14 protein-coding genes are annotated in these 12,042 nt (G+C 62.8%); 5 read left to right on the top strand and 9 right to left on the bottom strand.

Annotated features, from left to right (window positions below; translation table 11 throughout):
• Positions 1-31 precede the first annotated feature (31 nt).
• Positions 32-853 (top strand): ion transporter, encoded by an 822-nt coding sequence (locus ABIB24_RS07710; protein WP_013973544.1) that lies wholly within the window; start codon positions 32-34, stop codon positions 851-853.
• A 216-nt stretch (positions 854-1,069) separates the two neighbouring features.
• Positions 1,070-2,071, top strand: a complete 1,002-nt coding sequence (locus ABIB24_RS07705) for a sulfate ABC transporter substrate-binding protein (RefSeq protein ID WP_015271174.1) — start codon at positions 1,070-1,072, stop codon at positions 2,069-2,071.
• Positions 2,072-2,195: 124 nt separating this feature from the next.
• Here the strand turns inward: ABIB24_RS07705 and ABIB24_RS07700 are convergent, their stop codons facing one another.
• Complete coding sequence (locus ABIB24_RS07700) at positions 2,196-3,122, bottom strand: class I SAM-dependent methyltransferase (RefSeq protein WP_274078418.1); 927 nt, start codon at positions 3,120-3,122, stop codon at positions 2,196-2,198.
• A gap of 148 nt (positions 3,123-3,270) precedes the next feature.
• The gene (locus ABIB24_RS07695; RefSeq protein WP_274078391.1) at positions 3,271-4,164 is read right to left on the bottom strand and encodes a DMT family transporter; all 894 of its coding nucleotides are present in this window, start codon (positions 4,162-4,164) and stop codon (positions 3,271-3,273) included.
• A 134-nt stretch (positions 4,165-4,298) separates the two neighbouring features.
• Here ABIB24_RS07695 and ABIB24_RS07690 point away from each other — a divergent pair, with 134 nt between their 5' ends.
• The 3 genes from ABIB24_RS07690 to ABIB24_RS07680 all read left to right on the top strand — a co-directional run bounded on the left by ABIB24_RS07690 (position 4,299) and on the right by ABIB24_RS07680 (position 7,572).
• Entirely contained in the window at positions 4,299-4,736 is a 438-nt protein-coding gene (locus tag ABIB24_RS07690) for an Lrp/AsnC family transcriptional regulator (RefSeq protein ID WP_075047026.1), read from the top strand.
• Between the two features lie 558 nt (positions 4,737-5,294).
• Positions 5,295-6,827 carry an NCS1 family nucleobase:cation symporter-1 gene (locus ABIB24_RS07685; protein WP_075045895.1) on the top strand — a complete coding sequence of 511 codons (1,533 nt, stop codon included), beginning with the start codon at positions 5,295-5,297 and terminating at the stop codon, positions 6,825-6,827.
• Positions 6,828-6,843: 16 nt separating this feature from the next.
• Positions 6,844-7,572, top strand: coding sequence for an aspartate/glutamate racemase family protein (locus ABIB24_RS07680; RefSeq protein WP_075045896.1), 729 nt, complete (start codon positions 6,844-6,846; stop codon positions 7,570-7,572).
• Between the two features lie 154 nt (positions 7,573-7,726).
• Here the strand turns inward: ABIB24_RS07680 and ABIB24_RS07675 are convergent, their stop codons facing one another.
• From ABIB24_RS07675 to ABIB24_RS07645, 7 genes are all read right to left on the bottom strand, one after another.
• Entirely contained in the window at positions 7,727-8,389 is a 663-nt protein-coding gene (locus tag ABIB24_RS07675) for a hypothetical protein (protein ID WP_025340046.1), read from the bottom strand.
• Positions 8,390-8,683: 294 nt separating this feature from the next.
• On the bottom strand, positions 8,684-8,866 hold the full coding sequence (locus ABIB24_RS07670; protein ID WP_137164507.1) for a hypothetical protein: 183 nt from the start codon (positions 8,864-8,866) through the stop codon (positions 8,684-8,686).
• Positions 8,867-8,965: 99 nt separating this feature from the next.
• The gene (locus ABIB24_RS07665; RefSeq protein ID WP_003254365.1) at positions 8,966-9,304 is read right to left on the bottom strand and encodes an FKBP-type peptidyl-prolyl cis-trans isomerase; all 339 of its coding nucleotides are present in this window, start codon (positions 9,302-9,304) and stop codon (positions 8,966-8,968) included.
• 112 nt (positions 9,305-9,416) lie between these two features.
• Positions 9,417-9,824, bottom strand: a complete 408-nt coding sequence (locus ABIB24_RS07660; protein WP_354316276.1) for a GFA family protein — start codon at positions 9,822-9,824, stop codon at positions 9,417-9,419.
• 184 nt (positions 9,825-10,008) lie between these two features.
• Positions 10,009-10,797 (bottom strand): PhzF family phenazine biosynthesis protein, encoded by a 789-nt coding sequence (locus tag ABIB24_RS07655; RefSeq protein WP_274078393.1) that lies wholly within the window; start codon positions 10,795-10,797, stop codon positions 10,009-10,011.
• A 50-nt stretch (positions 10,798-10,847) separates the two neighbouring features.
• Positions 10,848-11,786 carry a 2-hydroxyacid dehydrogenase gene (locus tag ABIB24_RS07650; RefSeq protein ID WP_274078394.1) on the bottom strand — a complete coding sequence of 313 codons (939 nt, stop codon included), beginning with the start codon at positions 11,784-11,786 and terminating at the stop codon, positions 10,848-10,850.
• Positions 11,787-11,840: 54 nt separating this feature from the next.
• On the bottom strand, positions 11,841-12,020 hold the full coding sequence (locus ABIB24_RS07645; RefSeq protein ID WP_354316275.1) for a hypothetical protein: 180 nt from the start codon (positions 12,018-12,020) through the stop codon (positions 11,841-11,843).
• Between the last annotated feature and the right edge of the window lie 22 nt (positions 12,021-12,042).

The following is a 12,042-nucleotide window of genomic DNA, read 5'->3' as shown; positions in this document are numbered from 1 at the left end:
GCTCAGCCCATCGCTTTTGTGGAACGAGCCAATGAACAACCCTGCGAGCCTGCGCGAGCAGCTCTACATCATCGTCTTCCAGACCGATACCGTGGCTGGAAGACGCTTCGACAAGATCCTCCTGCTGATCATCCTGGCCAGCCTGGTTACCGTCATCCTCGACAGCATCGACGAAGTGCATCAGGGCTACGCCGGCCTGCTGGCCGGCATCGAGTGGGGCTTTACCGCGATCTTCCTGGCCGAGTACCTCACCCGCCTGTACTGCTCGCCCAAGCCTTTGCGCTATGCCTTCAGCTTTTATGGCCTGGTCGATCTGCTGGCGATCGTGCCGGGGATCATCGCGCTGTACTACAGCGACGCCCAGTACCTGCTGATCATCCGCGTGATACGCATGCTGCGGATCTTCCGTGTGCTCAAGCTCAGCCCGTACCTCAAGCAGGCCCATTACCTTATGGAGGCGCTGCGCGGCAGCAAGCAGAAGATCATCGTGTTTCTGGTGACGGTATCGACCCTGGTGACGGTGTTCGGCACCTTGATGTATGTGATCGAAGGGCCTGAGCATGGCTTTACCAGCATTCCCAAGGGCATCTACTGGGCCATCGTTACCCTGACCACGGTAGGCTTTGGCGACATCGTGCCGAAGACCCCACTGGGGCAGGTGCTGTCGTCGCTGGTGATGATTACCGGTTATTCGATCATCGCCGTACCGACCGGGATCTTTACCGCCGAGCTGGCCAATGCCATGCGCGGGGAGCAGCTGCAGCATGATTGCCCGACCTGCAGCAAGAAGAGCCATGAGCATGGCGCGGCGTTCTGTTCGCGGTGCGGGAATGTGCTGTTTCCCAAGCAATGATTCCGCCTGTTCCGGCCCTTTCGCGGGTAAACCCGCTCCCACAGGATCACCACATACCCGAACCGTGCGCGGTCCCTGTGGGAGCGGGTTTACCCGCGAAAGGGCCAGAACAGGCGGAAGCATAACCAAAGTGTTTTTTGTTCTTTAACCCCCACAAACCCACCCGCTATAGTCGCAGGCAAACTGCCAACACCTTCTCGATAACAAGGAAGCAACGTGAAAAAACTCTTCACCGCCTCGCTGCTCGCCGCAGGCCTTGCCCTGGGCAATTTCGCCCAGGCTGCCCCCACCCTGCTCAACGTTTCCTACGACGTGATGCGCGACTTCTACAAGGACTACAACCCGGCCTTCCAGAAGCACTGGGAAGCCGAGCACAACGAGAAGGTCAACGTGCAGATGTCCTTCGGCGGCTCGAGCAAGCAGGCGCGAGCGGTGATCGATGGCCTGCCGGCCGATGTCATCACCATGAACATGGCCACCGACATCAACGCCCTGGCCGACAACGGCAAGCTGGTGCCGGACAACTGGGTAACCCGCCTGCCGAACAACAGCGCGCCGTTCACCTCGGCCACTGTGTTCATCGTGCGCAAGGGTAACCCCAAGGCGCTGAAAGACTGGCCCGACCTGCTCAAGGATGGCGTACAGGTGATCGTGCCCAACCCCAAGACCTCGGGTAACGGCCGCTACACCTACCTGTCGGCCTGGGGCTATGTGCTCAAGCAAGGCGGTGATGAAAACAAGGCCAAGGACTTTGTCGGCAAGCTGTTCAAGCAGGCTCCGGTGCTGGACACCGGTGGCCGCGCCGCCACCACCACCTTCATGACCAACCAGATCGGCGACGTGCTGGTGACCTTCGAGAACGAAGCCGAAATGATCGCCCGCGAGTTCGGTCGCGACCAGTTCGAAGTGGTCTACCCGAGCGTGTCGGCCGAAGCCGAGCCGCCGGTCAGCGTGGTCGACAAGGTGGTGGCGAAGAAAGGTACCCAGGCAGCGGCCGAGGAATACCTGAAGTACCTGTGGTCGCCAGCCGCCCAGGAAATCGCCGCACAGAACTACCTGCGCCCGCGTGATGCGACGGTACTGGCCAAATACACCGACCGCTTCCCGAAAGTGGACTTCCTGTCGGTGGAGAAGACCTTTGGTGACTGGCGCACCGTGCAGAAGACCCACTTCAATGATGGTGGGGTGTTTGACCAGATCTACACCAACAATCAGTAATTGATGTAAGCCTTACCGGCCTCTTCGCGGCTAAAGCCGCTCCCATAGGAACCCCACAGCCCTCAGGTTTTGCACTGTACTTGTGGGAGCGGGTTTACCCGCGAAGAGGCCAGCAAGGGCAACATCAGACCTGACGGAAAACCAGAGCCTTCAAGCCCCCCGCCGGGTCCACGTCAGGAAACTCCGGCGGGTTCTCCAGCCGCTCGACGAATGCCAGCGACGGCGCCTGCTCCGCCATCCCCTCGATCAGGAACTCTGGCCCGATGCCCGGGTCGTTCACGCACGCCAGCACCGTCCCGCCCTCGCTCAACAACTCCGGCAAGCGCCGCAGGATCTTCGCGTAATCCTGGGTCAGCACAAAGCTGCCGCGCTGGAAGGTCGGCGGGTCGATGATGATCAGGTCATAAGGCCCGTACTTGCGCACCTTGCCCCACGACTTGAACAGCTCGTGCCCCAGGTACGCCACGCGCGACGCATCGTGGCCATTGAGGCGGTGGTTGTCGCGGCCCCGGGACAACGCCGACTTGGCCATGTCCAGGTTCACCACCTGCTCGGCGCCGCCGGCAATCGCCGCCACCGAGAAACCGCAGGTGTAGGCGAACAGGTTCAGCACGCGCTTGCCCGCCGCCTGCTCGCGCACCCAGCGCCGACCATAGCGCATGTCGAGGAACAGGCCATTGTTCTGCCGCACACCCAGGTCCAGCAGGTAGGTCAGCCCATCCTCGGCCACCTCGCGCTGCTGGCACGGCTCGCCCAGCAGCCACTGGCCCGGGCTGTCGGGCAGGTAGCGATGCTGGAGAAGGATGGCTTGACCAGTCCACTGCGGGCGCTCGGCGAGAGTACGCAGCATGGCCTCCAGTTCGGCCAGCTGGCCTTGCGCCGGCTCGCGAAACAGGGCGACCGACAGCACGCCTTGCAGCCAGTCCACGGTGACCTGCTCCAGGCCCGCCCAGCAGCGGCCGCGGCCGTGGAACAGGCGACGGGTTTCCTGCGGGGCAGGGTCGAGGGCGGCGAGCAGGTGTTGCTCCAGAGTCTGGATCGGCGAAGTCATCATGGGTCGCAAACTGGCAAAAGCGGCATTCTACCTTGCGGGCCCTTTCGCGGGTAAACCCGCTCCCACAGGATCACCACAGGCCCGAACCGTGTGCAGCACCTGTGGGAGCGGGTTTACCCGCGAAAGGGCCCGCAAGACCATCTCATTACTCGGCCACAACCCGCGCTGGCCGGAACCACCACCCCTGCTGCATCCCCGCCGCCGCCAGCAGGATCAACGCCACCCCCAGCCACTGCAACGGTGCCAGCCGGTGCCCGAACGCCACCCAGTCCACCAGAATCGCCGCAATCGGGTAGATGAACGACAGTGCCCCGGTCAGCGCCGTGGGCAGGCGCTGGATGGCGCTGTACAGCAACACATACATCAAGCCGGTGTGCACCATGCCCAAGGTCACCAGGCTGGCCAGCGCCGGCACTTCACCCGGCAACCCGCCAAGCTTGACCCACGGCGCCAGCAACAGCACACCCGTGGCCACCTGGATCAGCGCGATCAGGTGCGGTGGCGTGCCACTCAGGCGCTTGATGATCAACGCCGCGATGGCATACAGGAAGGCCGCCCCCAGCGCCAGCGCAATGCCCAGCAAATAGTCCTCACCGCCACCCTGCCCCGCGCCATGGGCACTGACGATGGCCAGCATGCCGAGGAACGCCAGGCTCAGCCAGGTGACCTTGGCCAGGGTGATCTTCTCGCCCAGGAATACCGCCGCCAGCCCCACCAGCATGAACGGCTGCACGTTGTACACCGCCGTGCCGATGGCAATTGACGCCCGCGAGTAGGAGGCGAACAGCAGCACCCAGTTGCCAACGATGGCCACACCGCTGGCAATCGCCAGCAGGAACGCCGTGCGGCTGATCACGCCCGGCCGCAGGAAGCCGAACCCCGCGCAGATCGCCAGCAAGGTCACGGCACCGAACACGCAGCGCCAGAACACCACCTCGAGCACCGGCTGGCCGGACACCAGCACGAACCAACCGATGGTCCCGGAAATCAGCATGGCAGCGACCATTTCCAGCGAGCCACGACGCAATGAACTGTCCATCTCACACCTCCTGTTGAAGACGGCAACAGTATGCAAAGGTTGCTGGCCGCCCTTCCAGCGGATAACGAAGGAAGATTGGCATGTTTGCCTTTACTATCAAGGCAAATCACGCGAACTACCTGATTGAGGTGATCATGACCGATGCCATCGACCAACTGCTGATCAACGCGCTCATGGAAGACTCGCGCCGCTCGCTCAAGGCCCTGGCGCAAATCAGCGGGCTGTCGGCGCCCAGCGTCAGCGAACGCCTGCGCCGCCTGGAGGAACGCGGCGTGTTGCGCGGTTACACCGTAGAGGTCGACCCACGCGCCTTTGGCTACCAGCTGCAGGCCATCGTGCGCATCCGCCCGCTACCCGGGCAGCTGCAGGAGGTGGAGCGGCAGATCGTTGCCATTCCCGAGTTCACCGAGTGCGACAAGGTTACTGGCGAGGATTGCTTCATCGCTCGGCTGCATGTGCGCTCGATGGAGCAGCTGGATACCCTGCTCGACCGCATCAATGTGCTGGCCGAGACCAACACCGCCATCATCAAGAAAAGCCCGGTGAAGCGGCGGTTGCCGCCGATGGATTGAGTTTTGCCTGTACGGGCCCCTTCGCGGGTAAACCCGCTCCCACAGGATCTCGAAGGGCCTGAATGCTGTGGGGTACTTGTGGGAGCGGGTTCACCCGCGAAGAGGCCGGCACAGGAAAAAGCTGACTAATTTTTGTACACAAGAATGTCACAATAAGTGCCATTTTTGTGTGCACTTTCCAGAATCACGCCCCAATACGTTACACACTTCCCACAACTTATTCTGACCAAATGATCAACTAAATAATCCTCGAAAAATTTAAACCTGTTCATTTGGTCAACTTATATCCCCTTCATTTCATCAACTTATATTTCAACAAGATAGATTCGAAATGATGGCCAGCTGAAGTTTGCTTTTTCCTTGGCATGGAACTCGCTTTTGTGTGTTCGTGTTTTGTATACAAACCAAGCAAAACATAAATACACAAGAACCCGCGACGCCGACCCAACATCGGCCGCCGCGCCCCAAACCCTGAGATGCCAACGCTGCACCGACGAGATGGCGAGCCCGTGCGCATGCCCGCTCATCGCAGTCCACGTGCATCAGGAGCCCGCCGGAATGAGTACCAGCCTCGACCTTGCCCCTGAACTATCCGTCGCCAGCACCCACCCCGCTTCCCCTCTCGCCGGCAGCCAGCCGGAACTTGCCCTGAGCCCGCGCCTGCATAACCGCGACCTCGCCCCGACGCGCATCGAAGGGCGCCGCTGGGGCGGCTACAGCATCTTCGCGCTATGGACCAACGATGTGCACAACATCGCCAACTACTCGTTCGCCATGGGCTTGTTCGCCCTCGGCCTGGGTGGCTGGCAGATCCTGCTGTCGCTGGCCATCGGCGCGGCGCTGGTGTACTTCTTCATGAACCTGTCCGGCTACATGGGGCAGAAGACCGGCGTGCCGTTCCCGGTCATCAGCCGCATCGCCTTCGGCATCCACGGCGCGCAGATCCCGGCGCTGATCCGCGCGGTCATCGCCATCGCCTGGTTCGGCATCCAGACCTACCTGGCTTCGGTGGTGCTGCGCGTGCTGCTCACCGCCGTATGGCCGCAAATGGCGGCCTATGACCATGACAGCATCCTCGGCCTGTCGAGCCTGGGCTGGGCATGCTTCGTGTCGATCTGGCTGGTGCAGCTGGTGATCCTGGCCTACGGCATGGAGATGGTGCGCCGCTACGAGGCCTTTGCCGGCCCGGTGATCCTGCTGACCGTCGCCGCCCTGGCAGTGTTCATGTACTTCAAGGCCGACGCCCGCATCGCCTGGTCGGTGGCCGAACCGCTGACCGGCTACGAGATGTGGCGCAACATCTTTGCCGGCGGCGCGCTGTGGCTGGCGATCTACGGCACCCTGGTGCTGAACTTCTGTGACTTCGCCCGCTCCTCGCCATGCCGCAAGACCATCCGCGTCGGCAACTTCTGGGGCCTGCCGGTGAACATCCTGGTGTTCGCCGTGATCACCGTGGTGCTGTGCGGCGCGCAGTTCCAGATCAACGGCCAGATCATCGACAGCCCTACCCAGATCGTCGCCGCCATCCCCAGCACAGCGTTCCTGGTACTGGGCTGCCTGGCCTTCCTGATCGTCACCGTGGCGGTGAACATCATGGCCAACTTCGTCGCCCCGGCCTTCGTCCTCAGCAACCTGGCACCGCGTCACCTGAACTTCCGCCGCGCCGGGCTGATCAGCGCCACCCTGGCAGTGCTGATCCTGCCGTGGAACCTGTACAACAGCCCGCTGGTGATCGTGTATTTCCTGTCCGGCCTGGGTGCCCTGCTCGGCCCGCTGTACGGGGTGATCATGTCCGACTACTGGTTGCTGCGCAAAGGCTGCATCAACGTGCCGCAGCTGTACAGCGAAGACCCGGCCGGCGCCTACCACTACACCAAGGGCATCAACCTGCGCGCGGTGGCCGCCTTCGTGCCGGCCGCACTGCTGGCCATCGTCCTGGCCCTGGTGCCCAACTTCCATGGCGTGGCGCCGTTCTCCTGGCTGATCGGTGCTGGCATCGCCGCCGCCCTGTACCTGCTGATCGCCCCACGCAAACGCCAATACCACGACGTCAGCGGCGAATGCATCGCCGTTGACCACAGCAGCCATTGACCAGGGAGGACTACCCATGCGCATTCTGATCGCCAACGTCAACACCACCGAAGCCATCACCGAAGCCATTGCCGAACAGGCCCGTACGGTGGCCGCACCCGGCACCGAAATCATCGGCCTCACCCCATGGTTCGGTGCCGAGTCGGTGGAAGGCAACTTCGAAAGTTACCTGGCCGCCATCGCGGTGATGGACCGGGTGCTGGCCTACGAAGGCCCTTACGACGCCGTGATCCAGGCGGGTTACGGCGAACATGGCCGCGAAGGCCTGCAGGAACTGCTGAACGTGCCGGTGGTGGACATCACCGATGCCGCCGCCAGCACGGCGATGTACCTGGGCCATGCCTACTCGGTGGTGACCACCCTGGACCGCACCGTGCCGCTGATCGAGGACCGCCTGAAACTCTCCGGCCTGTATGACCGCTGCGCATCGGTACGCGCCAGCGGGCTGGCGGTGCTGGAGCTGGAAGCCGACCCGCAGCGCGCCGTGGAGGCGATTGTCGAGCAGGCAGAACGCGCCGTGCGCGACGACAAGGCCGAGGTGATCTGCCTGGGTTGCGGCGGCATGGCCGGGCTGGACGAGCAGATCCGCCAGCGCACCGGCGTGCCGGTGGTGGATGGTGTGAGTGCGGCGGTGACCATAGCCGAATCGCTGGTGCGCATGGGCTTGAGTACCTCCAAGGTACGTACCTATGCCACGCCACGGGCGAAGAAAGTGGTGGGTTGGCCGGTGCGGTTCGGGCGTTAGGCATCTTTCGCCTGACCTGGCCTCTTCGCGGGTAAACCCGCTCCCACAGGGACCGCATTGCTCTCGGGGCTTGTGCAGTACCTGTGGGAGCGGGTTTACCCGCGAAGAGGCCGGCATCATTATTCAGGCTTCCTGGCAGAGCAGTACCAGCGGATCAGGTCGGGCAGCTATGCGCACCATCATTCAGGCCCTGACGCACGTTGCGGCTGAGCAGGCTGGCCTTGCCGTCGTGCCAGGTCAGGGTCAGGACGTAGAGGGTGTCGAAGTCGTCGCCGCTCCAGTCCTCGGTGATCACCCGCTCCTCACCGAGGGCCTTGCCAGCCACGGCATTGATCAGGTCAGGGAGGTAGCCATGCGACCAGGCGGTGTACACGGTCGCGTTACGGTACTTGTCGCGCAGCAGCTCTTCGGCCAGCGCGTCGGTGTCGTTGGCGCCATAGTCGATGTTTACCGGCAGGCCCAGGCGAATGGCGCTGGGGCTGATGGTCATCAGCGGGCGAATGTAGCTGTAGCTTTCGTCCTTGCTGCCTTCCTCGACATGCCGCGAGGGGTTGGCAGCGAACACGTAGTCGGCCTTGCCAAAGCGCTCGGGCAGCACGGTAGCCAGGTCCAGCGCACGGTTGAGGCCTTGGCAGTTCAATTGGCCCAGCCCCTCGCCCGGCTTCTCGGCGTGGCGCAGGAACACAAGGGTCTGGGTGCCATCCACCGGTTGCGCCCGGCTTTCGACAGCTTCCAGCGCCAGCGGTACGGCTATGGCTGTAAGCGTCAGGCTCAGCAACCAGTGACGACGACGGCGGAAGAATGTTGGCAACTTCATCAAGACAGGCCCATGTGGCAGAAAGAATCGGGTAGACCCGCCACATCACCCCGCCAACAGCACCGCGGGGCATCCTTGTAGTGAATGCCGTCCATGGCAACGAGTGAGGGTGAGAGTGCCCTGAACCCGTTTGGTTCCTCCCTGGAGGTGGATGCCGTTCCCTAGGCAAGGCTTAGATTAGAGGATGGGTGTTGCTGAAATGTGTCCGTTCGTTACTCGTTGCTCTCGCTGATTACCGTTATGGTGGCCCGGCTGCTTCTTCCGTGGTTGTAACAGCCATCGGCCATATGGCTCTTACCCTTTGCGCAGGCGGGAATACGCAGCCGCGAATGCTGCCTTCAGTTCCGAACGGGTTTTTCGGGAGTTGGTAACCACACTCGCCAGTTCGCGTGGTAACGAGATTTCCATTCGCGCGCCTGATGCCACCAGCAGCGCGTTCGCTTCGCGTACCACCCGTGAGGAAAAATGCGATTTCATGGATAGGCTACCCTCTTCACTCAATGAGTCTGCAAGGTTAGCCGTACCTGTGAGACGCCTCAATCAGACACTGGCCGACGGCGCGTGTAGTCCTTTTCCTCAATCATCCCGCGTCAGCACTTCCAGCAATTCGATCTCGAAGGTCAAATCCGAATTCGGCGGAATCGCCCCCACGCTGCGTTCGCCATAGCCCAAGTGTGCCGGTACCAGCAGCTTGCGCTTGCCGCCAACGCGCATGCCCATCAGGCCTTGATCCCACCCCTTGATTACCCGACCCGTGCCGATCACGCACTGGAACGGCTTGCCGCGCGACCAGGACGAATCGAACTCGCTGCCGTCGGCCAGCCAGCCGGTGTACTGGGTGGTAATCAGGGCGCCTTTGACGGCGGCTTTGCCATCCCCCTCCACAAGGTCGATGATCTGCAGTTCTTGGCTCACGGGGCATACTCCAACGCTGGAAACAAAGCCGCCCTTTTCTCAGGAATGCACCGGTTTGGCAAGTTCGCGTGGCGTTTCGTGCTGGCGCATCGATCACAGCACGCCGCCTGAATCAGCCGAGCTGCTCGAAGGCTTCCTGGCCAGTCAGTTCCTTGGTCTGGTTGGCGAAGCAATACCAGGCGGGTTTCTGTTCGACGAAGATTTGCAAGTCGAAATGCCATTCCTGGTCGCCGTCGAGCAGGCCGACCGGCACGGCGTGGAAGTCATTGGCCTTGAGCCGGTAGTACAGGTGCGTGCCGCACTGGCCGCAGAAGCCGCGCTGGGCCCAATCGGAAGACTCATAGACGCTGGGCGCGCGCCCTTCGATCACCGGTGGCTGGCTGCAATGCACCACCAGCAATGGGCCGCCGGTCCATTTGCGGCACATGCTGCAGTGGCAGGCGCTGATATGGTTGTTGTCGACGGTGACCTTGAGCTTGGTAGCGCCGCACAGGCAGGTGCCGTGTTTTTCCAGGGTCATGGCTGGCTCCTTCAGCAAGGGATGGGCAAACCAGTATAGATGCGCGCTGTTTGTGGGAGCGGCCTTGCGTCGCGATAGGGCCGCAGAGCGGCCCCAGGATTTATGCGAACACACTGAATCCGGGGGCTGCTTTGCAGCCCAATCGCGACACAAGGCCGCTCCCACAGGGGGCGATGCCGACCCGTCAGATGAATACAGTACCGCGCAGGTACAACGCCGCCCGCCCGCTGATGATCACCCGGCCATTACCCGGCACTTCGCACTGCAGCTGCCCTTTGCGCACCCCACCCTGCTCGCAGCTCAGCACGTTCCTACCCAGACGCTCGGCCCATATCGGCGCCAGCGAGGTGTGCGCCGAGCCAGTCACCGGGTCTTCGTTCACGCCGACCCGTGGGCCGAACCAGCGGGTGACGAAATCAAAGCCATGGCCTGCTGCGGTAACGGCGATACCGCGCACATCGAAAGCCGACAGGGCAACGAAATCCGGCTTCAGGGTGTCGAGCAACAGGGCGTCATCGATCACCACCACATAGTCGTCACTGCGGTACAGCGCCTGTGCCTGGCCAAGGCCCAGCGCCTGCAACAGGCCCGGCAGCATGTCCACGGCGACCGGCTGCTTGGCCGGGAAGTCCATGGCCAGCAGCCCGTCGGCGTTACGGCTGACCCGCAGCTCGCCACTGCGGGTGTTGAAACGCAGCACCTGCACCTGCTCGCCCAGCTGTTCGAACAGCACATAGGCCGAGGCCAGGGTGGCATGGCCGCACAGGTCGACTTCCACGGTCGGGGTGAACCAGCGCAGGTCGAAGGTTTCGCCGTTGCGCACGAAGTAGGCGGTTTCCGACAGGTTGTTCTCTTCGGCGATGCGCTGCAGCACGTCGTCCGGCAGCCAGCTTTGCAGCGGGATCACTGCCGCCGGGTTGCCCCCGAACGGTTCGGCGGAAAACGCATCGACCTGGAAGATTTCAAGTTGCATGCACACACTCCTTGTTGCCCGATCGCTGCCAGGCAGATGTATGAAAAGGGTTACTGGCGTACCGGGGTCAACACGGCTTCGCCGGCAAAGAACGCCTGCAGGTTGCGCAGCACCAGGGCCACCGTGTCGCGCGCCGCCTCCGGCGACTGGCCGGCCACGTGGGGGGTGAGCACGGTGTTGCCAAGGGCCTTGAGGGCATCGGGTACAGCCGGCTCGTCGTCGAACACATCCAGTGCCGCACCAGCCAGTAGGCCATGCTGCAGCACAGCGACCAGGGCCTGGGTGTCGACCACGCTGGCACGGGCGATGTTCACCAGGTAGCCCTCGGCCCCCAGGGCCTCGAGCACCTGCGCATCGACCAGATGGCGAGTATTGGCACCGCCGGGGGTGGCCACCACCAGGATGTCGACGGCATCGGCCAGGTGCTGCGGGCTGTCGTACCAGGTGTACGGCACATCCTGGCGTGGCGTGCGGCTGTGGTAGCTGACGGGCATGGCGAAGCCCAGATGGGCGCGCCTGGCGATGGCCAGGCCCACCGCACCAAGGCCGAGAATGCCCAGGCGCTTGCCACTCACCGAGGGGCTGATCACCCGGTTCCATTCGCCCCGGCGGGTACTGGCATCGGCGCGGGGAATGTCGCGCAACAGCGCCAGCAGCAGGGCCAGAGTGTGGTCGGCGACTGCCTCGGCATTGGCCCCGGCGCCGTTGGTAACCACGATGCCGCGCGCAGCGGCGGTGGCCAGGTCGACCTGCTCGTAGCCGGCACCGATCACGCAGATGATCTGCAGTTTGGACAGCGTGTCGATTTCGCTGGCAGTCAGGCCCAGCGGGCCGCGGGTGAGCACGGCATCGATTTCATGGGCATGGCGCTGGATGGCCTCGGCCCGCAGTTGCGGCGAAGGGGCACGGATCAAACGGTAGCCGGCCTGTTCCAGCATGGGCAGGTAATCATCGACGGTTTCCACCAGCACCAGGACTGTCTTGTGCATGCCACCTCCGGGTCAGTTCGAGGCGACATTATGCGGAGTCACCGGCCAGTACAGTCAACCGAAATAAAGAGGTGAAACTGCACTGTTCTGCTTAGCGCTGCTCTTGGTCTTGCTCTTGCTCTTGCTCTTGCTCTTGCTCTTGCTCTTGCTCTTGTTCTTGCTCTTGATCTTGATCTTGATCTTCGCGACTTCAGGAGGCCGAGCAGAGGGCTTGCGGAGGGAGGTGACGGGCATGGATGCCCGTCAAGCGCTGAGG

Source organism: Pseudomonas sp. UYEF17 (assembly GCF_040546125.1).
GTDB classification, from domain to species: Bacteria; Pseudomonadota; Gammaproteobacteria; order Pseudomonadales; family Pseudomonadaceae; genus Aquipseudomonas; species Aquipseudomonas putida_Z.
The sequence above is the reverse complement of the archived record's forward strand: the minus strand, read 5'-3'. Positions and strand labels throughout refer to the sequence as shown.